Below are 21,078 nucleotides of genomic sequence, written 5' to 3'. Positions count from 1 at the left end.
GTTATTTATCTAGATGCATTAACTATCAATAACTTAGCTTACACTTGTGTTATGTAACAAGTGTCCTGCTCCCAATATAAGCGAACCTCATTTTGACTGATTTTGCTGCGCGACTAAAAAAAGTTGCATCAAACCCCGAAGTATTTAAGCAGTTTGGACGCGGTGTTGAGCGAGAAACTTTGCGCTATCGTCAGGATGGACATCTAGCTACAACTCCTCATCCTGAAGGGTTAGGCTCTGCGTTCACAAATCAATGGATCACAACGGATTTTTCGGAATCATTGTTAGAGTTCATTACGCCTGTGTCACATGAAATTCCAGAACTGATGGCACAGCTGAAAGATATCCATCATTTCACTCAAACCAAAATGGGTGAAGAGAAAATGTGGCCACTATCAATGCCTTGCTACGTCGGCTCAGAGGATGATATTCAGTTAGCCCAGTATGGCTCTTCGAATGCAGCGAAAATGAAAACGCTGTACCGAGAAGGTCTAAAGCGTCGCTATGGCAGCCTGATGCAAATAATTTCAGGTGTCCATTTTAACTTCTCATTTCCTGAAACATTTTGGGATGCGCTCTATGGCGAGCAAGATGAACAAGCCCGCCAAGATGCTAAGTCTGATGCGTACTTTGCGTTGATCCGTAATTACTACCGCTTTGGCTGGATGATTCCCTACTTCTTTGGTGCATCACCAGCGTTGTGTGGCTCTTTTATTCAAGGTCGTGAAACCGATCTGCCATTCGAGAAGATTGGCGGGACATTATATTTGCCGAAGTCGACGTCTTTGCGTTTGAGCGATCTTGGCTATACCAATAGTGCTCAAAGTGTGCTGAAAATTGGTTTTAACAGCATTGACCAATACCTCGATGGTTTGAGTGATGCGATTCGCCACCCATCAGAAGAGTTTGCGAAAATTGGGGTAAAAGTGGATGGTGAATACCGCCAGCTTAATTCCAATATCTTACAAATTGAGAATGAACTGTACGCTCCGATTCGTCCAAAACGTGTATCGAAAAGTGGTGAGAAGCCTTCAGATGCGTTACGACGCGGTGGTGTCGAATACATTGAAGTTCGTTCTCTAGATGTTAACCCATTCAGCGCAGTGGGCTTAAATGAAGAGCAAGTACGATTCTTGGATCTCTTCCTTACCTGGGCGGCCTTGTCAGACTCAGACCCTATGGATAACTGTGAATTAGAGTGTTGGCGCGATAACTGGAATAAAGTCATTGTTTCTGGCCGTGAAAAAGGTCTAATGCTGCAAATTGGCTGCCAAGGTGAGCGTCTATCTCTACAAGATTGGGCACACCGAGTTTTCGTCGAGTTACGTCAAATAGCACAGCAAATGGATATGACCGCTGGTGGCAGTGCATACCAAGATGTGTGTAATCAACTCGAGACATGGATTGATAACCCAGAACTAACGATCTCTGGTCAACTATTAGAGCTAACGAAAGAGCTGGGTGGGCTAGGTAAAGTTGGTTGTACTCTTGGTATGAAGTACCGTGATGAAAACCTAGCTCACGGTTATCAGTACTACTCACAAGATACGATGGAAACGGAAGTAGCGTCGTCCGTGGAAAAACAAAAGCAAGCAGAGCAGAGTGATACGCTTTCTTTTGATGATTTTTTGGAAGATTACTTTGCTTACCTGAAGCAGTAATGACTAACTAAGGATTGGTGCGGTTGAACATTAAGTCGTCAGTAGTAGCGGTACTTGGAAGCGTGTTACTTGCAGGTTGTGCTACGGCACCGCCAAAGCAGCAGAATAACTTATGCGAGATATTCCGAGAGAAATCCGGTTGGTACGATGATGCCAAAGATATGGAAGATGAATGGGGTACCCCTATTCATGTCGCTATGGCCATCATTAAACAAGAAAGCAGCTTTCGGCACGATGCAAAACCACCTAAAGATTATTTGCTAGGGTTTATTCCTTGGGGACGAGTCAGCAGTGCGTATGGTTACGCTCAAGCTCAAGACCCTGCTTGGGAAGACTTCCAAGATGCGACAGGTCAGGGTGGCTCTCGTACCAACTTCGATGATTCTATGATGTTTGTCGGTTGGTACACTCATGAAACACGGCGTCAGCTAGGGATTTCATTATGGGATCCCTATAACCAGTATCTGGCTTATCATGAAGGGCGAGGTGGGTATAAGCGAGGCACTTATAATCGAAAACCTAGTTTAATCAAAGTCGCTCGACGTGTTGAACAAACAGCGAAAACTTATGGCTGGCAGCTGAAGCAATGTCGTCAGGAATTAGAAGACAACAGCAGCTGGTTCTTTTAGCCCACAGTCAGTTCATGTGCTGTAGGGATGAATGACATTTATCCATTACCGAAAGGTACTGGAGTTACAATCAGGAGAGATGTAATGCCTTTACTCGATAGTTTTACCGTGGACCACACTCGTATGAACGCACCCGCTGTACGAGTGGCGAAAACCATGCAGACCCCAAAAGGGGATACGATTACTGTTTTCGATTTACGCTTTACTGCGCCAAACAAAGACATTCTTTCTGAAAAAGGTATTCACACCCTAGAGCACCTTTATGCAGGCTTTATGCGTAATCACCTAAACGGTGATTCTGTTGAGATCATCGATATTTCGCCTATGGGTTGCCGCACAGGTTTTTATATGAGCCTGATTGGCACACCATCAGAGCAGCAAGTCGCAGATGCTTGGATTGCAGCAATGGAAGATGTGCTGAAGGTAGAAAGTCAGAATAAGATCCCTGAACTTAACGAATACCAATGCGGCACGGCAGCAATGCACTCTTTAAAAGAAGCACAACAGATCGCAAAGAACATTTTGGATGCTGGTGTTTCGGTGAACAAAAATGATGAACTTGCTTTGCCTGAGCCGATGTTAAAAGAGTTGCGCATCGACTAGGTGCTTATTAAGAAGCATATTGCCCCAATAAGTAAAAAAGCCTGACATGAGTCAGGCTTTTCTTTTGGTTATTTGGATGTCGATTTTTTCTTCTTCGGATAAACACGAACGAGCTTGATGCGGTTTTCTTCAATCTCAACAAGCTCCATTGGATGACCCGCTACTCTCACGCTTAAATGGCTCTCTGGAATATCTTCCAGGTGCTCCAAAATAAGACCGTTTAACGTTCTTGGGCCATCCGTTGGTAAATCCCATTTCAGGCCTTTGTTAATATCTCGAATATTGGTGCTGCCTTCAATAAGAAAGCTTCCGTCACCTTGAGGACTGATTTCATCAGAGAGGCTTGGAGAAATTGACGTCGTGAACTCACCAATGATCTCTTCCAGAATATCTTCAAGAGTGATTAGACCGATGATATCACCGTACTCATCCACGATCAGACCGATACGTTGCTTGTTACGTTGGAATTTCAACATTTGCACGTTCAGTGGTGTGCCTTCTGGGATGTAATAGACCTCATCAGCAGCACGTAATAGCGTTTCTTTGTTGAATTCGTTCTTTTCCAACATCAGACGATAAGCCTCGCGCAAGCGCAGCATACCAACCACTTCATCAATTTGGTCACGATAGAAAACTATGCGTCCATGTGGTGAGTGGGTTAGCTGACGAACAATGGATTTCCAGTCGTCGTTAATATCGATACCAGTAATTTCATTGCGTGGGACCATAATGTCGTTCACGGTGACGTGCTCAAGATCCAAAATCGACACCAGCATGTCTTGGTGTCGGCGAGGAATCAAACCGCCTGCTTCATTTACCACCGTACGCAGCTCATCGGAGCTAAGATGATCTTCTGCTGAGTGATCCGCTCTTACGCCAAGTAAGCGGATAAAGCCATTCGTAATAAAGTTAACAAGCATCACTAAAGGCGACAGTAACTTCATCAGTATGGTCAATAATATACTGCTCGCGTAGGACACACGTTCAGGGTAAAGCGCTGCAATTGTTTTAGGGGTAACCTCGGCAAAAACCAATACAACCATAGTTAGTGCACCGGTTGCGATAGCGACACCTAAATCACCATACAAACGCATACCAATAATGGTCGCGATAGCAGACGCGAGAATATTAACGAGGTTGTTGCCGATAAGAATAAGACCAATCAAACGATCTGGACGGTCTAATAGTCTTTCGACTCGCTTAGCACCCTTATGCCCGTTTTTGGCTAAGTGTTTTAAGCGATAACGATTCAGAGACATCATCCCTGTTTCTGAACCGGAAAAGTAACCTGATATGACGATAAGACACGCGAGTAGCGCAAACAAGATACCCGTAGAGATGTCGTCCAAAACGTTGCTGTTCCTTGTAAGTATTGGGTTATATAACGGTTGAGTAAGTCCGTTAAGTCAAAGAGTTAAGGCGTACTGTATTTTATCTAGCCTAAAATATAAAGGATAGGAGCCCTAGAGCTCCTTAATTCAAGATGATTTCTTTTACAAAGCGACTGCCAAAATATGCCAGAGTTAACAGTGTTGCTCCTGCAACAGCGAACCATGTGACTTTTCTACCACGCCAGCCTTTTTGATAGTGACCCCAAAGCAGTATTGAGTACACCACCCAAGCGATGAAAGAAAGAATGCCCTTATGTGCCTTACCTTGGGCAAACATATCCTGCACAAAGACAAAGCCAGTAATGAGCGTGGCAGTTAACAATAAGTTACCGATCAAAATAATTTTGAAGAGTTGACGCTCCACCATTAATAGAGGCGGCAGGTTTGGGTTAATCGCCAAAGATTTTTTTGCTTTCAGTTTGTGATCCAGCCAAGCCAACTGAAGCGCATAGAGTGCCCCGATAGTTAAAGTCGCGTATGAGAAGAGCGCAAATGAAATATGAATGAGTAGCTTAGGGTCATTCTCTAGGTGCTTTATAAACGTGCTTGGCAAAAATGTGGCTGCAGATAAATTGATGGCAGCAAAGCTATAAACGACAGGCAATAAAAACCACAGTCGGTTTTTCAACATAGCAAGGCTCATGACCAGAGAAATAATAAAACTGATCAAAGAAGCCACGTTGAGAATACTCAGGTTTTGACCTGAACCATCAAAGATCAGATCACTCAAAATCCACGCATGAAAAACAAGCGCACAGGCAGCACTAGCAAACACTGTTTTTGCTTTGATTCCTGACTGTTGTGAGAGTCCGGGTATGATGGTCGCAATCGCCAAGACATAAAGTATGGCGGCCGCGATGGCTATTAAGCTATCCATGAATCCTAAATATTATTGTGCACGATGGAGAAATTATACCTTGCATTACACTTTGGGGCTACGTTATATCCGACATCAATCGTGAGAGATGAGATATTGAAATTAATAAGTTACCGCACCATATATAAATAGAGACAAGAATAGGACAGCGGTACGGGTATGACTCAGACCTTGGCTAATGTATACTCACACTAATTAATCGCCATTTTAGCGAAGAGACAAAGATGTTTGAGAATTTAACGGATCGATTATCCAAAACGCTGAAAAATATCAGTGGTAAAGGTCGTCTGACCGAAGACAACATTAAAGAAACCCTACGTGAAGTCCGAATGGCTCTACTTGAAGCTGACGTTGCGCTTCCGGTCGTTCGTGAATTTGTGAACCGCGTTAAAGAAAAAGCGGTGGGCGTAGAAGTTTCTAAATCTCTGACTCCAGGTCAGGAATTTATCAAGATCGTTCAAACAGAACTTGAAGCCGTAATGGGTGAGTCGAATGAGGCGCTAAACCTTGCTGCTCAACCACCTGCTGTGCTTCTTATGGCTGGTCTACAAGGTGCGGGTAAAACCACATCGGTAGGTAAGTTATCTAAGCTTCTAAAAGAACGTGACAAGAAGAAAGTCTTGGTTGTGTCTGCCGACGTTTACCGTCCTGCGGCAATCAAGCAGCTTGAAACACTGGCATCAGACATCGGTGTTGACTTCTTCCCATCATCACCAGACCAAAAGCCTATTGATATCGCCAATGCAGCGATTGACCATGCGAAGAAAAAATTCTACGACGTATTGATTGTCGATACCGCAGGTCGTTTGGCAATTGATGAAGAGATGATGGGGGAGATCAAAGATCTTCACGCAGCTATCAACCCAGTAGAAACGCTATTTGTTGTTGACGCCATGACGGGTCAAGACGCAGCAAATACAGCAAAAGCCTTTGGCGATGCGCTACCTCTTACCGGTGTAGTTCTAACTAAGGTTGATGGTGATGCTCGTGGTGGTGCGGCACTTTCAGTACGCTATGTCACGGGCAAACCAATCAAATTCTTGGGTGTCGGTGAAAAAACTGACGCGCTAGAACCGTTCCACCCAGATCGTGTTGCTTCACGTATTCTTGGCATGGGTGACGTTCTGTCTTTGATTGAAGACCTACAACGCAACGTTGACCAAGAAAAGGCAGAAAAGTTAGCGAAGAAGTTCAAAGAGAAGAAAGGTTTCGACCTTGAAGATTTCCGTGAACAGCTAGGCCAGATGCAAAACATGGGCGGCATGATGGGGATGATGGATAAGCTTCCAGGAATGTCCCAGCTACCAGACAATGTGAAAGATAAAGTCGATGACAAGATGTTCAAACAGATGGAAGCGATCATCAGCTCCATGACAATGAAAGAACGTCAACGCCCAGAAATTATCAAGGGCTCGCGCAAGAAGCGTATCGCGGCTGGTTCTGGTGTGCAGGTTCAAGATGTAAACCGCTTACTAAAACAGTTCACCCAAATGCAGAAAATGATGAAAAAGATGCAAAAAGGTGGCATGAAAGGCATGATGCGCAACATGCAAGGCATGATGGGCGGCATGGGGGGTGGCGGTGGCTTCAACCCATTTGGTCGTTAATTAATCGATCACGCATAGATTCAGGGTGTTAGGTACGTCACAAACTTTAAATTCAATTTATGTTGGTGAAAAAGTAACTAAACTCCTTGCATTGCTCCGGGAGAAGAGTAAAATTCCGGAGCTTTATTTTGGCACGAGACCCCAAACTGTTTAATTTCTTGAATGGTTTTTGGGGTTAATTTTATTTTTGAGAAAGCAAAGAGGACGACATGGTAACCATTCGTTTGGCACGTCACGGCGCTAAAAAGCGTCCATTTTATCAAATCGTAGTAGCGGACAGCCGCAACGCTGCAACTGGCCGTTTCATCGAGAAAGTTGGTTTCTTCAACCCAACTGCTAAAGGTCAAGAAGAAGGTCTACGTCTAGACCTAGACCGCGTTAACCACTGGGTTGGTCAAGGCGCGTCAGTATCTGACCGTGTTGCTAAGCTAGTTAAAGACGCTCAAAAAGCGGCTTAATTTTTTACTTGAAAAGTAGAAACTAGTTTATGTCGATGAAAGGTAAAGAAACAATGAGCAACGAAAAGATTGTTGTAGGCAAGTTTGGTGCTACTTACGGCATTCGTGGTTGGCTTAAGGTTTTTTCCTACACAGACAATGCTGAAAGCATTTTCGATTACAGCCCTTGGTACATTAACCAAAAGGGCAAGTGGGTTGAGTACAAAGTAGAAAGCTGGAAGCGCCATAACAAAGGTATGGTGGCTAAGCTGGAAGGCATGGATGTTCGTGAAGACGCGCATCTAATGACGAACTTTGAAATTGCTATTGACCCTGCGGTACTTCCTGAATTGTCAGAAGATGAGTTCTACTGGCGCGAATTGTTTGGGATGCAAGTTGTAACTACTAAAGGTTACGATCTAGGTGTCGTTACTGACATGCTAGAAACTGGCTCAAACGATGTTCTGGTTGTTAAAGCAAATCTTAAAGATGCTTTCGGGCAGAAGGAACGATTAATCCCGTTCCTTGAAGAGCAAGTGATCATTAATGTTGATCGCGAAGCTCAACGGATCGAAGTTGACTGGGATCCTGGATTCTAATCTCCAAAATTACAGAGCGAGATAAACATGTGGGTTGGCGTTATTAGCCTTTTTCCAGAAATGTTCCGTTCTGTTACTGATTTTGGAGTAACAGGTCAAGCGGTTAAAAAAGGTCTTTTGTCGATTGAGACTTGGAATCCTAGAGATTTCACTCACGACAAACATCGCACAGTCGATGACCGACCTTACGGTGGTGGCCCTGGTATGTTAATGATGGTTCAGCCTTTGCGCGATGCCATTCATACCGCGAAAGCAGCCTCACCGGGCAAGACGAAAGTCATCTACCTTTCTCCTCAAGGTCGCAAGCTCGACCAGAAAGGAGTGGAAGAACTGGCAACGAATGAGAACTTGCTTCTGATTTGTGGTCGTTATGAAGGGGTAGATGAGCGCATCATTCAATCTGAAGTCGACGAAGAATGGTCGATTGGTGATTTTGTGATGACGGGTGGTGAGATACCAGCCATGACGTTAATCGACTCTGTCTCTCGGTTTGTTCCGGGTGTACTAGGGGATTTCGCGTCAGCAGAAGAAGACTCTTTTGCAAATGGCTTGTTAGATTGTCCTCACTATACGCGTCCAGAAGTATTGGATGACAAAGAGGTACCAGCTGTACTGATGTCAGGCAATCACAAGGACATTCGTCAATGGCGACTCAAGCAGTCGTTGGGCCGTACTTGGCTAAGAAGACCAGAGCTCCTGGAAAACCTAGCTCTGACTGACGAACAGGAACAATTACTTGCTGAGTTTGTTAATGAGCATAAAGCCATTAAAGAACATAACGCAAAGTAACCTAATTTATTTAGTATCAGTTTATTCTAGGAATTTAAAAAATGAGTAACATCATCAAAGCTCTTGAAGAAGAGCAAATGAAATCAGACCTACCTAAATTTGCACCAGGTGACACTGTTGTAGTTCAAGTTAAGGTAAAAGAAGGTGACCGTGAGCGTCTACAGGCTTTCGAAGGCGTTGTAATCGCAATCCGTAACCGTGGTCTACACTCTGCTTTCACTGTACGTAAGATCTCTAACGGTGAAGGTGTTGAGCGTACGTTCCAAACACACTCTCCAATCGTTGATAGCATCGAAGTTAAACGCCGTGGTGCAGTACGTCGTGCCAAGTTGTACTACCTACGTGAGCGTTCTGGTAAGTCTGCTCGTATCAAAGAGAAACTTGCTAAGAAGTAATGCTATAACTAGCGTTCTCATCTTAAACGGAGTCCTTTTAGGGCTCCGTTTTTTTATTTGTGTAATTAGCTTGCTCGTTTCTTTTCGCCCGACCTGCACTGTCGATGCTCATGCACTGACGTACACTCCACGCCTCTGTCTTGTTGTGAATAGATTCCTGATGTCGCTATGGCTCCTCGGAATGACAGGAAATGATGGTCAAAGATTACAGAGTACCGTGGTTAAAATTCGTCATTCTGGACAGCGACGACGGAGCGTGATTCAGGTTCCCCAAGAAGGAACCTAGGGTATTCCTTTACCCTAGGTCTCAATTTAATACTGGTCTTCAGACCAGCCATCACTATCGGACATATCGGGTGCGCCTGGGATGGTGTTTTCTTCATCTGCCCATTCACCAAAATCAATCATTTGGCATTGTTTACTGCAGAAAGGGCGATGAGGACTTTGTTCTCCCCATTCTACGTCGGCGCCACATTGTGGACATTGAACGATGGTAACTTTAGACATAGTTGAGCGTCCCATTACTAATTGGTGTTAAAGGGTAGTATACCTAAACGAATTAAAGATGGCTTATTCAACGCGCTATTGCTGCTACGAAATTTTATCAAATATAAGCGCAATAAAGCGTTGAATTTTAGATTATGGAGGCGAGGCTAAGTGTCGTCTTAGCTGCACACAGCAAGTTCAAATTCAATATCTTGTGTGCACGCTTGACCGTTTTCAAACGACATGAACTTGATCGCAAAGCGGTTTTTATGGCCTGAAATCATAGGATACACGCCATATTCCATTGGGATGTGAAGTCTTAGAATGTTGGCTTCATCAGCGTCACTTTGGAAGAAACCTGCACGACCGATTTGAGCTTTGAAATGTCCGGTCTCTCTAGTGAGCTTTAACCATAACGAAAGCGCATCAGATAAGGGCTTTAAGCTTGCTTGCCACTGTTGTGCATCACGCTTTTTACGTTCAATAGGTAGATGAAGCCAGTAGTGTAATGCTGGCAGATCAAAACAGCATGAACCACCCGGTAGATTAAAGCGTTGACGGATAGAGCTTAGGAAGCGATCTTCTTTTAGTGCTTGACCAAAACGTTCTGCACCCATCAGTTGGCTATGAACGACATCTATCTCTTGTAGTAGGGTATTTAATGCGTCTTGATCGACGCCATCAACATTTAGCCAATGGCGGTACGACAGCCGTTGCTTCTCAAGATCTTTAGCCAGTTCACTTTTCAACTGGATCTGTTCGAAGATCTCAACCATATCGAATAACGCACGGAAAAACAGTTGATACTGATGATTTTCGCTAAACCCAGAGGCCAAGTGAGCCTGACGCAGCAGAGACTCCACTCTTAGATAAATACGAGTTTTCTCATTTAACGGATGTTCAAATTTGTGCGTGGTCATCGACATAAGCCTTTGTGAGTTTCGTTCCTATTTTCGCAGATTTTTCTTACACATGGCTAGGTACTTTTCGTGCAAATCTGTGATTTGAAGCAAAAGATCAGGGTCACTTGGATTATTCTTAACCACATCGTCTGCAAGCGCGAGCCTTTGCTCTCTTGATGCTTGAGAGGCAAGGATGGCGCGAACTTGATCTTCACTCACATTGTCTCGTTTCATCGTGCGAGATATCTGTGTATTCGGTTCTACATCGACGACAAGAACGCGATCACACAAACTATCTAGCTTGTTTTCTACGAGCAACGGCACCACAAGTAACGCATACTCTGAAGTGACTTGCTGCAAATCTTCGATCATCTTTTCACGAATTATCGGGTGCAACAGTGCGTTGAGCCATGCTTTTTCATCTGAATTCGAAAAGATTTTTTCTCTCAGCTTTGCGCGATCTAAAGTTTGGTCTTCACGAACGATATCGTGACCAAAGTGTTCAATAATCGCGTTTAGGCCGGGAGTACCTGGTTCGACAACTTCTCTTGCTACAATGTCGGCATCAACGATATCGATTTTAAATTGTTGTTTGAACAGATTCGCGACGGTTGTTTTTCCACTAGCGATACCACCTGTTAAACCAATAACCAAAGCCATTTACACTCCTAGAACTGAAGTAAAGTACCAGTTTAAAATCTGCTCGCCCCAAATTAAGCTTATCCAACCAGCAATTGCTAAGTAAGGACCGAAAGGGAAAGCTTTTTCAATTCCCTGCTTTTGCAAGCGTAGTTGAATGATGCCAAATACGATGCCAACCACAGAAGAAAGTAGAATGATCATCGGCAGTGACTGCCAGCCCAGCCAAGCCCCTAGTGCTGCTAGTAGTTTAAAATCACCATATCCCATTCCTTCTTTACCAGTAAGTAGCTTAAAGCCCCAGTAAACGGACCAGAGACATAGGTAACCAGCAATAGCACCAATGACAGAATCTTGTAGAGTAACAGGACTTATTTCGACTAATGCTAAGGCAATGCCAGCCCAAGTTAATGGTAATGTTAATTGGTCAGGTAACAACATAGTATCGAGATCGATAAATGTTGCAGCGATTAAGATAAAAGTGAAAAAGAGTAGTGCAACGGTAAAGTAACTAAAACCAAAGTGGTAAGCGACAAAGCCTGAGCAGAATGCAGTGAGCAGTTCAATCAGTGGATAGCGTGTGCTAATGGTTGTCTGACAGTTGTGACATTTGCCTTTTAAAAGCAGCCAGCTAATCACAGGAATGTTGTCGCGAATACGTATCGGTGTTGCGCATTTCTGGCAGGAGGAGCGTGGGACGCTCAAGGTCAGCACTTCTTTAGGAGGTTCTATTTTGTATTCAGGAAATGACTCGGCACATTCGCGTCGCCATTCTAGTTCCATGATTTTAGGTAGTCGATAAATAACCACATTGAGGAAGCTACCCACGATAAGACCGAAGATGGTGGCAAACACAACGAATAGCCAAGGGTAGTACTGGAATACTTCCATATTTGTCTCTTGAGCGATGAGTGAAATCAGCAAGATGCTGTTTTAAAGGAGTTAACAGCTCATTCTAGCCCAATACACTCATTAAGTTAAAGATTGGCAAGTACATTGCTGTCACTAATCCGCCAACAACGATACCTAAAAAAACGATAATTAGTGGCTCTAGAATTTTACTAAGGTTGTCGACGGTGTTGTCGACTTCAAACTCGTAGATTGTTGCAACTTTATTGAGCATATCGTCAAGTCGACCAGACTCTTCACCGATCATAACCATTTGTAACACCAATTCAGGGAACACATTACAGTTGCGCATGGCTACATACATTGGCATACCTGCGGCGGTATCACGGTAAACTTCTTCTATGGCGAGTTGATAGTGCAAGTTTCCTGATGTTTTTGATGTGGTTTTTAAACTGGTTAGAATTGGAATGCCCGCTGTAAAGCTTGTGGCGAGTGTTCGACTAAATTTGGCGATAGCGGCTTTTGATAATACAGGGCCCAGGACAGGAAATTTAAGCACAGATCGGTTGAGCATTAAGCGAAAAGAATCTGAACGCTTAGAGAGGATTCTCGCCGAAATGAATAAACTAATGGAGCCTAGTGCGATAAACGGACTCCAGTTTTGTGTCCAGGCGGAAAGATCTAATACTTGCCTGGTAAACCACGGTAAGTCAGCACCAAAACCAACAAACATTTTTTCAAACTCGGGAATGACTTTTGTGAGCATGATAAACGACACGCCTAACGCTACTAGCACTACCATCGCTGGGTAAATCAGTGCTTTGATCACTTTCGCACGGAGTTGTTCATTTTTTTCTCGGTAGGTGGCTAAGCGCTCGAACACTTCTGCTAAGTTACCGGATTGCTCACCTGTGGCGATAAGATCGGTATAGAGTGGGTCAAAGTGTTCACTTGCAGTGCGCATGGCTTTTGACATGGGCGTCCCCGCTTCAACGGCGCGTGTCACGCTCATCAAAATGGATTTCATCTCTGCTTTTTTATGATTTTCTGAGACCAATTTTAAAGCCTGAACTAAGGGTACACCGGTTATCAACATCGTCGAAATCTGACGGGTAAACACCGTGATGTCTATGCCTTTCACGCGATGGCTGAGTTTAGTGAGAAACGAGATACTGCTTTTCTTTAACTTCTTGATCTTGATGTGCTGTGCGTCTAGACGCTCGCGTACTTCAATTTCTGTCATCGCGAGGGTTTGTCCAGACGTCTTTTTGCCAGAACTGTTGATGCCTTTCCAGCGGAAGTTTTTAAGTTGTGGTGTAGTGCTTTTCATAGAGGTGACTGCTGATTAAAGGATTAAAAATAAAGTACGCGCTGTAGTTCACTAAAACTTGTGATCCCTTGTTTGAGTTTTTCTATGCCCGACATCTGTAACGTGCTCATACCATTTGCGATGGCGAGTTTTTCTAGTTCATGTACTGAGGCGCCTTTAATAAGCGCTTCGGAAAGAAATTCATCAAAGCGCATCACTTCATAAATTCCCGTTCGGCCGGAATAACCATGGGTACACTCATTACATCCATCGGGATTGGCTTTAAAAATGTTGTCGCTTGCTTGAATTCCAAGATGTTGTAGCTGAACGGTAAGCTCTTGTGATTGTTTACAGTGCGAGCACAGTTTACGGGCCAAGCGCTGGGCAATAATCAAATTAAGAGATGAGGCCAAGTTAAAGCTTTCTACGCCCATGTTTGATAAACGAATAACCGTTTCAGCCGCAGAATTGGTATGTAAGGTTGAAAGTACTAAGTGACCGGTTTGCGATGCTTTTATAGCGATTTCGGCGGTGTCTAAGTCACGAATCTCACCGACCATTACCACATCCGGGTCTTGACGTAAGAAAGAGCGCAGGGCTTCGGCAAAACCAAAACCAATCTTAGGCTGAACTTGAACTTGGTTAATGCCCGATAAGTTAATTTCTACTGGGTCTTCTGCCGTGGAAATGTTGATTTCTGGCTTATTGAGGATACTCAGCCCAGTGTACAGAGAAACGGTTTTTCCGCTCCCGGTTGGGCCTGTCATCAGAATCATGCCTTGTGGGCGACGCAGCGCATCCAAGTACAATTGTTTTTGTTGTTCGCTATAACCAAGCTTGTCGATATCCAATGACGCAGAGCTGCTGTCGAGCAGTCGTAGTACAATTTTCTCTCCGAATAGAGTCGGTAGCGTGGATACACGCATATCAATTGCGGTGTCTTGATTCAACTTGAGCTTAATACGCCCATCTTGTGGTAAACGTCGCTCTGCAATATCAAGTTTAGAGAGGATTTTGATACGAGCGGATAAGCGGCGACTTAAGTGGCTTGGTGGCTGCTGTGTTTCAATTAAGATGCCATCACAGCGTAGGCGCACACGGTACATCTTTTCATAAGGCTCAAAGTGGATATCGGATGCGCCTTTGCGCACAGCGTCCAACAGAATTTGGTTGATGTAACGGCTAACAGGAGATTCGTCTTGGCTCAAGTCTTCAATGTTGTCGATTTCATCTGCGCCCACGTCAACCAGATTGGCTAATTCTTCTTGGTTGATCTCTTTTAATCCAGACTTTTCTTGCCCAAGTGCTCGGCCATATAAGCGCCGAATCGCAGCGGTCAGCTCGCGAAAATCAGCGAGAACAAGCTCTACTTGCAACCCTGTCGCAAAACGAAAGTCATCTTCCGCTTGTAAGTTAGTTGGGTCTGCAACCGCGAGTGTTAATGTGGAAGATGTGCGATTGAGTGGCAAGGCATTATGTCGAGTGATCAGATCGCGCAAGCCAAGCTTTTGGCACAGCGACGAGTACTCATACTGACTGAGTGATGTGCAGGAAAGTCCAAAGATAGAGCTAAGGTGCTCAGTCAGCTCATGTGATTGGAAAAAGCCACAACTGAGCAAAGCCTCCGGCATTGAAATGCCAGAAGCTTTAGCTTGCTCAAGTAACGATTCTTCTTGGGAAAAAGACAGTATTCCCGCTTGACGAAGAACCGTTGAGAGGTTGGTTAGCATTACTAGTTAGTTGGGCAGAAATCTGCGTGGTTACCACCAGTAGAATTACATGTTACTCCCCATACCACTCCACTGTTACTTAAAGTTGGTGTTAAACGCACTTCAAAACCGGCTGGTAATCCACCTTTGCCATCAGTAGCATCAATAGTTGCGCTGATAAATGTGTCCGTATCAACTGTTCCTAGTGTTGTTTGCAATACAGAAGAGCTTATAGCAAACTTATCGTCACCAGTTGCCTTATCAAAAGTTTGCCCGTTAGGAACCCCACCAGTACCGTCCGTACAGTCCGTTTCAGAACTTAATAGACAGACACCCACGGCGGTTTTAAATGCATTCGACGCGTGTAACATCTCACTCGCGTGAGCTCGCTTTGTATAATTTTGGTATGCAGGAATTGCAAAAGCAGCCAAAACACCAATAATCGCCACCACAATCATCAATTCGATCAGAGTAAAACCCTGTTGTTTTTTCTGTTTACTGTTTTTCATTTTTAACCCTTTCCTAAAAATTAATAATGCTCTTGCATTAGCGAAAGATTATGGAGAGTTAAGGTGGGTTGAAAATGGGGAAGAGATGGGCTCTCGAGTGAGATAAAACTCTTTGGTGAAAAGTTGCATATCGCATGCAGAGTTTTGCGAGTAGTACTATTTTTTTAGTGGATAAAAAGAAAGGGCCAATTGGCCCTTTTAAATGATGAGTTACTCACAACTCACTGAGTTAGTTGAAGTAATTGAGATTGTGTTGCTTTTATTATTTGAAGCGCATCGAAAGATCCATCGCTTTTAGATGCTTAGTCAACGCGCCTACCGAAATGTAATCGACACCGGTTTCTGCGTATTCTGCGATGGTCTCTAGCGTAATGTTGCCGGAGTTCTCTAAAGCGGCACGACCTGCGTTAATCGCTACGGCTTCACGCATCATTTCTTTTGTGAAGTTATCGAGCATGATGATGTCGGCACCAGCCTCTATCGCTTGTTTCAACTCTTCTAAGCTTTCCGTTTCGACTTCTACCGGTTTGCCTGGGTTAAGCTCTTTCGCTTTTTGGATGGCTTGAGTGATGCCACCACAAGCAATAATGTGGTTTTCTTTAATGAGGTAAGCGTCGAACACGCCGATGCGATGGTTAAAGCCACCACCACACGTCACGGCGTATTTTAGTGCGCTACGCAGACCTGGAATGGTTTTACGTGTATCTAGTAGACGACACTCAGTATGCGCGATTTTTTCAGCGTACTCTGCGGTAACTGTTGCGCAGCCAGACAACGTTTGGATGAAGTTCATTGCGTTACGCTCACCAGTCAACAAGTCACGAGCAGGGCCTGTAAGCGTGCAAAGGGTTTGGTTAGGTTCGACTTTATCGCCGTCCTTTACGTGCCATTCAATGCTGACCTTGCCACCGAGCTGTTTAAAAACTTCATCAGCCCATGCTTGACCACAGAACACACCATGCTCACGAGTAATAATCGTTGCGGTATTAACCGCATCGGCAGGGATCAAAGATGCAGTAATGTCATTATCTGCGTCGACACTGCCACCTAGATCTTCTTTTAAGGTATCAGCGACAGAGCGAGTGATCTCTAAAGGGAGTTGTTGTTTAAGGTATTCTAGGCGTTCTTGAATGTTGTGTGTGTTCTTCATCGCAAATCTTGTCTTGAAAGGGAGATGGCAACGAATGATACTCTCCGGTGTCAATAATTTCAGCAGTTAATTTGCAAAGTAGAGAGGTTGATATGCGCCCAATTATCGAGAATGGCTGGCTGACACAAGCAAAGCATGTTCCGTCACCATTTTTTGATGCCCGCTCTGATATAAACGACATCTCTCTGCTGGTGGTACACAATATCAGTTTGCCTCCTGGGCAGTTTGGTGGACCATATATAGAGGACTTCTTCACTGGCAAGCTAGACCCAAATGAACATCCATTTTTTGAAGTCATTCACAAAATGGGCGTTTCTGCACATTGCTTGATTAAAAGAAACGGCGAGGTTGTTCAATTTGTTTCTTTTCTTGATAGAGCATGGCATGCCGGTCAATCCAGTTTCGCAGGCAGGGAGCGTTGTAATGACTATTCCATTGGTATCGAGCTTGAAGGGACAGAATTTACTGCCTACACAGAAGCGCAATATCAATCACTTGCAGAGATCACTGAGGTGATTATGCAGTCTTATCCTCAAATCACCCCGCCACGAATTACCGGTCATCAATATATTGCGCCCTTGAGAAAAAGCGATCCTGGTCTAAGCTTTGATTGGGTGAAATATAGACTGCTTATACAGCGTTGATTTGTAGCGAAAGTGTAAATTCAAAAAAGCGAAATAAATAAGGCATACGATCAGGTATGCCTTTTTTTGATACCAGAAATATTAATGATTGTTAAAAGTTAACTACATTTTTACGCTCGCACATGCCGTTTTGGTGAATAAATAGACTGATAATTTTGTCATTTTCTGTATTTCTTTTCCAAAACTGCTAGCACGTCGACTTCCCATTTGTATGCTTTATGTAATTGGTCATACCAATTCTATTGCTGTTTTAACAGTCGATTGTTATCAGAGTGTTGGAAGTAAGCTCGTTCTATGATTTAGGTCAATTTTCGGCTGGACAGTGGCGTTTTAATTATGTTAATTTCTGCACCAACTTAAAATTGGTATTACCAATTACCTGCAAGAGTAGAAGAACAATAAATTATGGCTTATCAAAGGATTCGTCAGCCAAAACTCTCTGATGTTATAGAACAAGAGTTAGAAAGGTTGATAGTGGAAGGAACATTGTCTCCGGGGCAACAACTGCCTCCAGAGCGTGAACTGGCAAAACAGTTCGATGTGTCTCGTCCTTCAGTCCGAGAAGCCATTCAACGCTTGGAAGCGAAGCGTTTGTTGACTCGTCGCCAAGGTGGCGGAACATTCGTAAGTGAGAATATCTGGAAGAGCTTTTCAGATCCCTTGTTGAATTTGTTGTCTAGTCATTCTGAAACCCAGCTTGATGTGCTTGAGTCTCGTCATGCGATGGAAGGAATTTCAGCCTACTTTGCAGCTTTACGTGGTACCGAAGAAGATTTTGCGCGTATTCAAGGTTGCCTTGAGCGCATTAGTCAAGAGCAAGCAAACAACGATATCGAAGCTGAATCTGCGGAAGTAATGCAATTTTTGATCGCTTTGACAGAGGCCGCGCACAACGTGGTTTTGTTGCACATTGTTCGAAGCTTAGCACCTTTGCTTGAGCAAAATATTCTACAAAATTTTAAATTACTACGTCGCCGCCCAGAAGCGGTCGAGAAAGTCAGTAAACACCGAGCCAATATCGTGGATGCGATTGTTTCTGGTCAGCCTGAAAAGGCGCGAGAAATGTCCCACTCGCACTTGGCTTACATCGAAGAAACATTGTTGGATTTGACTCGAGAAGAGTCTCGACGAGAGCGTTCTCTGCGTCGAATTCAGCAGGGTAATGACTCGTAAGAGCGTTACTTAAATAAGTAGATCCAACCAACAGAAGGATAGATCGCCATGTCTGATATGAAGCATGACGTAGATGCACTGGAAACTCAAGAATGGCTACAAGCGCTTGAGTCAGTTGTACGTGAAGAAGGTCTAGAGCGTGCTCAATTCCTATTAGAGCAAGTTCTAGATAAAGCACGTCTAGACGGTGTTGATATGCCAACAGGTATCACAACTAACTACATCAACACGATTCCTGCAGACCAAGAACCAGCATACCCAGGTGACACAACACTTGAGCGTCGTATTCGCTCAATTATTCGTTGGAACGCTATCATGATCGTTCTACGTGCATCTAAGAAAGACCTAGAGCTAGGCGGCCACATGGCGTCTTTCCAGTCTTCTGCTGCGTTCTACGAGACATGTTTCAACCACTTCTTCCGTGCACCAAACGAGAAGGATGGTGGCGACCTAGTTTACTACCAAGGTCACATTTCACCAGGTATCTACTCACGTGCATTCGTTGAAGGTCGTCTAACTGAAGAGCAGCTAGACAACTTCCGTCAAGAAGTAGACGGCAAAGGTATTCCTTCATACCCGCACCCTAAACTGATGCCTGAATTCTGGCAGTTCCCGACAGTATCGATGGGCCTAGGTCCAATCGCTTCTATCTACCAAGCTCGTTTCCTTAAGTACCTAGAAGGCCGTGGTCTTAAAGATACTTCAGAACAGCGCGTTTACGCGTTCCTAGGTGACGGTGAGATGGATGAGCCAGAATCACGTGGTGCTATCTCTTTCGCTGCGCGTGAGAAACTAGACAACCTATGCTTCCTAATCAACTGTAACCTACAGCGTCTAGATGGCCCTGTAATGGGTAACGGTAAGATCATTCAAGAACTTGAAGGTCTGTTCAAAGGTGCTGGTTGGAACGTAGTGAAGGTAATCTGGGGTAACAACTGGGATTCACTACTAGCTAAAGATACGACTGGTAAGCTTCTACAGCTTATGAATGAAACGATCGACGGCGACTACCAAACATTCAAATCAAAAGATGGCGCGTACGTACGTGAGCACTTCTTTGGTAAGTACCCAGAGACAGCTGCACTTGTTGCTGACATGACTGATGACGAAATCTTCGCACTTAAGCGTGGTGGTCACGAGTCTTCTAAGCTATACGCGGCATACAAAAACGCGGCAGAAACTAAAGGTCGTCCAACAGTAATCCTAGCTAAGACTGTTAAAGGTTACGGCATGGGTGAAGCGGCTGAAGGTAAGAACATCGCGCACCAAGTTAAGAAGATGGATATGACTCACGTACTACACCTACGTGATCGTCTAGGCCTTCAAGACATCCTAACTGACGAAGCAGTGAAAGAACTTCCGTACCTGAAACTTGAAGAAGGTTCAAAAGAGTACGAATACCTACACGCTCGTCGTAAAGCGCTACACGGCTACACGCCACAGCGTCTACCAAAATTCACTCAAGAATTCATCGTTCCTGAGCTAGAAGAATTCAAGCCACTACTAGAAGAACAGAAGCGTGATATCTCTTCTACTATGGCATTCGTACGTGCGCTAAACGTTCTACTTAAGAACAAGAACATTGGTAAGAACATCGTTCCTATCATTGCTGACGAAGCACGTACATTCGGTATGGAAGGTCTGTTCCGTCAAATCGGTATCTACAACCCGCACGGCCAAACTTACACACCAGAAGACCGTGGCGTTGTTTCTTACTACAAAGAAGCGACTTCAGGTCAGGTTCTACAAGAAGGTATCAACGAGCTAGGTGCTATGTCTTCATGGGTTGCTGCTGCGACTTCATACTCGACAAACGACCTACCAATGATCCCGTTCTACATCTACTACTCAATGTTCGGCTTCCAACGTGTTGGCGACATGGCGTGGATGGCTGGTGACCAACAAGCACGTGGTTTCCTACTAGGTGCAACTGCGGGTCGTACAACGTTGAACGGTGAAGGTCTACAGCACGAAGACGGCCACTCGCACATTTTGGCGGGTACGGTTCCTAACTGTATTTCTTACGACCCAACATTCGCGTACGAAGTAGCAGTAATCATGCAAGACGGTATCCGTCGCATGTACGGTCCAGAACAAGAAAACGTGTTCTACTACCTAACGCTAATGAACGAAAACTACGCAATGCCAGCAATGCCAGAAGGCGCTGAAGAAGGCATCCGTAAAGGTATCTACAAGCTAGAAACTTACACGGGCGACAAAGCGAAAGTTCAGCTAATGAGCTCTGGTACTATCATGAATGAAGTACGTAAAGCAGCTCAAATCCTAAGCGAAGATTACGGTGTTGCTTCTGATGTTTACTCTGTAACGTCATTCAACGAACTAACTCGCGATGGCCAAGATGCAGAGCGTTTCAACATGCTTCACCCAGAAGCGGAAGCGAAAGTACCTTACATCCAAACAGTAATGGGTACTGAACCTGCTATCGCAGCAACTGACTACATGAAGAACTACGCAGAGCAGGTTCGTGCATACATTCCTGCTGAGTCTTTCAAAGTTCTTGGTACTGATGGCTTCGGTCGTTCAGACAGCCGTGAAAACCTACGTCGTCACTTCGAAGTGAACGCAGGTTACGTAGTAGTAGCAGCGCTAACTGAACTAGCGAAACGTGGCGAAGTTGAGAAATCTGTAGTTGCAGAAGCAATTAAGAAATTCGACATCGACACAGAGAAAACAAACCCGCTATACGCTTAATTAAGAAG

Annotated in this window: 21 protein-coding genes; 11 read left to right on the top strand and 10 right to left on the bottom strand. The window is 44.3% G+C overall.

What is annotated here, in order from left to right; all coding sequences use genetic code 11:
* Positions 1-92: 92 nt before the first annotated feature.
* The 3 genes from gshA (at position 93) to luxS (ending at position 2,893) form a co-directional block, all read left to right on the top strand.
* Complete coding sequence (gshA, locus tag R8269_RS09925) at positions 93-1,661, top strand: glutamate--cysteine ligase (protein ID WP_005385430.1); 1,569 nt, start codon at positions 93-95, stop codon at positions 1,659-1,661.
* A 23-nt stretch (positions 1,662-1,684) separates the two neighbouring features.
* Positions 1,685-2,290 (top strand): hypothetical protein, encoded by a 606-nt coding sequence (locus R8269_RS09920; RefSeq protein WP_005379943.1) that lies wholly within the window; start codon positions 1,685-1,687, stop codon positions 2,288-2,290.
* Positions 2,291-2,374: 84 nt separating this feature from the next.
* A complete protein-coding gene (gene luxS / locus R8269_RS09915) occupies positions 2,375-2,893 on the top strand; it encodes an S-ribosylhomocysteine lyase (RefSeq protein ID WP_318222521.1) in 519 nt (172 codons plus the stop codon).
* 68 nt (positions 2,894-2,961) lie between these two features.
* On the opposite strand, the gene R8269_RS09910 is transcribed toward luxS, so the two are convergent.
* The gene (locus tag R8269_RS09910; RefSeq protein WP_005379948.1) at positions 2,962-4,242 is read right to left on the bottom strand and encodes an HlyC/CorC family transporter; all 1,281 of its coding nucleotides are present in this window, start codon (positions 4,240-4,242) and stop codon (positions 2,962-2,964) included.
* A gap of 124 nt (positions 4,243-4,366) precedes the next feature.
* Positions 4,367-5,161 (bottom strand): inner membrane protein YpjD, encoded by a 795-nt coding sequence (locus tag R8269_RS09905; protein WP_005379950.1) that lies wholly within the window; start codon positions 5,159-5,161, stop codon positions 4,367-4,369.
* A 224-nt stretch (positions 5,162-5,385) separates the two neighbouring features.
* On the opposite strand from R8269_RS09905, the gene ffh reads away from it, so the two are divergent.
* From ffh to rplS, 5 genes are all read left to right on the top strand, one after another.
* Positions 5,386-6,768, top strand: coding sequence for a signal recognition particle protein (gene ffh, locus R8269_RS09900; protein ID WP_318222520.1), 1,383 nt, complete (start codon positions 5,386-5,388; stop codon positions 6,766-6,768).
* Positions 6,769-6,977: 209 nt separating this feature from the next.
* Positions 6,978-7,226: a 30S ribosomal protein S16 gene (rpsP, locus tag R8269_RS09895; RefSeq protein ID WP_005379962.1), complete on the top strand. Its 249-nt coding sequence runs from the start codon at positions 6,978-6,980 to the stop codon at positions 7,224-7,226.
* Between the two features lie 29 nt (positions 7,227-7,255).
* Positions 7,256-7,804, top strand: coding sequence for a ribosome maturation factor RimM (gene rimM / locus R8269_RS09890; protein ID WP_005379964.1), 549 nt, complete (start codon positions 7,256-7,258; stop codon positions 7,802-7,804).
* 27 nt (positions 7,805-7,831) lie between these two features.
* Complete coding sequence (trmD, locus tag R8269_RS09885; protein ID WP_005385420.1) at positions 7,832-8,593, top strand: tRNA (guanosine(37)-N1)-methyltransferase TrmD; 762 nt, start codon at positions 7,832-7,834, stop codon at positions 8,591-8,593.
* A 41-nt stretch (positions 8,594-8,634) separates the two neighbouring features.
* The gene (gene rplS, locus R8269_RS09880) at positions 8,635-8,988 is read left to right on the top strand and encodes a 50S ribosomal protein L19 (RefSeq protein ID WP_005379971.1); all 354 of its coding nucleotides are present in this window, start codon (positions 8,635-8,637) and stop codon (positions 8,986-8,988) included.
* Between the two features lie 312 nt (positions 8,989-9,300).
* Here rplS and yacG read toward each other — a convergent pair whose 3' ends face one another.
* The 8 genes from yacG to nadC form a co-directional block, all read right to left on the bottom strand.
* Positions 9,301-9,495, bottom strand: coding sequence for a DNA gyrase inhibitor YacG (gene yacG / locus R8269_RS09875; protein WP_017635922.1), 195 nt, complete (start codon positions 9,493-9,495; stop codon positions 9,301-9,303).
* Between the two features lie 158 nt (positions 9,496-9,653).
* Positions 9,654-10,394 carry a cell division protein ZapD gene (gene zapD, locus R8269_RS09870; RefSeq protein ID WP_005373086.1) on the bottom strand — a complete coding sequence of 247 codons (741 nt, stop codon included), beginning with the start codon at positions 10,392-10,394 and terminating at the stop codon, positions 9,654-9,656.
* Between the two features lie 27 nt (positions 10,395-10,421).
* Complete coding sequence (coaE, locus tag R8269_RS09865) at positions 10,422-11,036, bottom strand: dephospho-CoA kinase (protein WP_017635920.1); 615 nt, start codon at positions 11,034-11,036, stop codon at positions 10,422-10,424.
* A complete protein-coding gene (locus R8269_RS09860) occupies positions 11,037-11,906 on the bottom strand; it encodes a prepilin peptidase (protein WP_025768182.1) in 870 nt (289 codons plus the stop codon).
* A 64-nt stretch (positions 11,907-11,970) separates the two neighbouring features.
* Positions 11,971-13,194 (bottom strand): type II secretion system F family protein, encoded by a 1,224-nt coding sequence (locus R8269_RS09855; protein ID WP_025768183.1) that lies wholly within the window; start codon positions 13,192-13,194, stop codon positions 11,971-11,973.
* A 23-nt stretch (positions 13,195-13,217) separates the two neighbouring features.
* Positions 13,218-14,903: a type IV-A pilus assembly ATPase PilB gene (gene pilB, locus R8269_RS09850; protein WP_025768184.1), complete on the bottom strand. Its 1,686-nt coding sequence runs from the start codon at positions 14,901-14,903 to the stop codon at positions 13,218-13,220.
* A gap of 2 nt (positions 14,904-14,905) precedes the next feature.
* Positions 14,906-15,391: a pilin gene (locus R8269_RS09845; protein ID WP_025768185.1), complete on the bottom strand. Its 486-nt coding sequence runs from the start codon at positions 15,389-15,391 to the stop codon at positions 14,906-14,908.
* Between the two features lie 262 nt (positions 15,392-15,653).
* Positions 15,654-16,541, bottom strand: coding sequence for a carboxylating nicotinate-nucleotide diphosphorylase (gene nadC / locus R8269_RS09840; RefSeq protein ID WP_005379983.1), 888 nt, complete (start codon positions 16,539-16,541; stop codon positions 15,654-15,656).
* Between the two features lie 92 nt (positions 16,542-16,633).
* Here nadC and ampD point away from each other — a divergent pair, with 92 nt between their 5' ends.
* From ampD to aceE, 3 genes are all read left to right on the top strand, one after another.
* Positions 16,634-17,185 carry a 1,6-anhydro-N-acetylmuramyl-L-alanine amidase AmpD gene (gene ampD / locus R8269_RS09835; RefSeq protein WP_042521337.1) on the top strand — a complete coding sequence of 184 codons (552 nt, stop codon included), beginning with the start codon at positions 16,634-16,636 and terminating at the stop codon, positions 17,183-17,185.
* Between the two features lie 405 nt (positions 17,186-17,590).
* A complete protein-coding gene (pdhR, locus tag R8269_RS09830; protein WP_005379989.1) occupies positions 17,591-18,358 on the top strand; it encodes a pyruvate dehydrogenase complex transcriptional repressor PdhR in 768 nt (255 codons plus the stop codon).
* Positions 18,359-18,406: 48 nt separating this feature from the next.
* Positions 18,407-21,070 (top strand): pyruvate dehydrogenase (acetyl-transferring), homodimeric type, encoded by a 2,664-nt coding sequence (gene aceE / locus R8269_RS09825; RefSeq protein WP_005386612.1) that lies wholly within the window; start codon positions 18,407-18,409, stop codon positions 21,068-21,070.
* Positions 21,071-21,078 lie beyond the last annotated feature (8 nt).

The sequence above is a fragment of the Vibrio sp. Vb0667 genome (genome assembly GCF_033391095.1).
This window is presented reverse-complemented; position numbering and strand designations above follow the sequence as displayed.

Bases quoted from the DNA above. Each gene is read 5' to 3' on its own strand.
- R8269_RS09905 (WP_005379950.1), bottom strand. From the start codon at position 5,161: ATGGATAGCTTAATAGCCATCGCGGCCGCCATACTTTATGTCTTGGCG.
- pilB (WP_025768184.1), bottom strand. From the start codon at position 14,903: ATGCTAACCAACCTCTCAACGGTTCTTCGTCAAGCGGGAATACTGTCT.
- zapD (WP_005373086.1), bottom strand. From the start codon at position 10,394: ATGACCACGCACAAATTTGAACATCCGTTAAATGAGAAAACTCGTATT.
- rpsP (WP_005379962.1), top strand. From the start codon at position 6,978: ATGGTAACCATTCGTTTGGCACGTCACGGCGCTAAAAAGCGTCCATTT.
- ampD (WP_042521337.1), top strand. From the start codon at position 16,634: ATGCGCCCAATTATCGAGAATGGCTGGCTGACACAAGCAAAGCATGTT.
- rplS (WP_005379971.1), top strand. From the start codon at position 8,635: ATGAGTAACATCATCAAAGCTCTTGAAGAAGAGCAAATGAAATCAGAC.
- rimM (WP_005379964.1), top strand. From the start codon at position 7,256: ATGTCGATGAAAGGTAAAGAAACAATGAGCAACGAAAAGATTGTTGTA.
- pdhR (WP_005379989.1), top strand. From the start codon at position 17,591: ATGGCTTATCAAAGGATTCGTCAGCCAAAACTCTCTGATGTTATAGAA.
- R8269_RS09845 (WP_025768185.1), bottom strand. From the start codon at position 15,391: ATGAAAAACAGTAAACAGAAAAAACAACAGGGTTTTACTCTGATCGAA.
- trmD (WP_005385420.1), top strand. From the start codon at position 7,832: ATGTGGGTTGGCGTTATTAGCCTTTTTCCAGAAATGTTCCGTTCTGTT.
- nadC (WP_005379983.1), bottom strand. From the start codon at position 16,541: ATGAAGAACACACACAACATTCAAGAACGCCTAGAATACCTTAAACAA.
- ffh (WP_318222520.1), top strand. From the start codon at position 5,386: ATGTTTGAGAATTTAACGGATCGATTATCCAAAACGCTGAAAAATATC.
- yacG (WP_017635922.1), bottom strand. From the start codon at position 9,495: ATGTCTAAAGTTACCATCGTTCAATGTCCACAATGTGGCGCCGACGTA.
- coaE (WP_017635920.1), bottom strand. From the start codon at position 11,036: ATGGCTTTGGTTATTGGTTTAACAGGTGGTATCGCTAGTGGAAAAACA.
- luxS (WP_318222521.1), top strand. From the start codon at position 2,375: ATGCCTTTACTCGATAGTTTTACCGTGGACCACACTCGTATGAACGCA.
- R8269_RS09855 (WP_025768183.1), bottom strand. From the start codon at position 13,194: ATGAAAAGCACTACACCACAACTTAAAAACTTCCGCTGGAAAGGCATC.
- aceE (WP_005386612.1), top strand. From the start codon at position 18,407: ATGTCTGATATGAAGCATGACGTAGATGCACTGGAAACTCAAGAATGG.
- R8269_RS09860 (WP_025768182.1), bottom strand. From the start codon at position 11,906: ATGGAAGTATTCCAGTACTACCCTTGGCTATTCGTTGTGTTTGCCACC.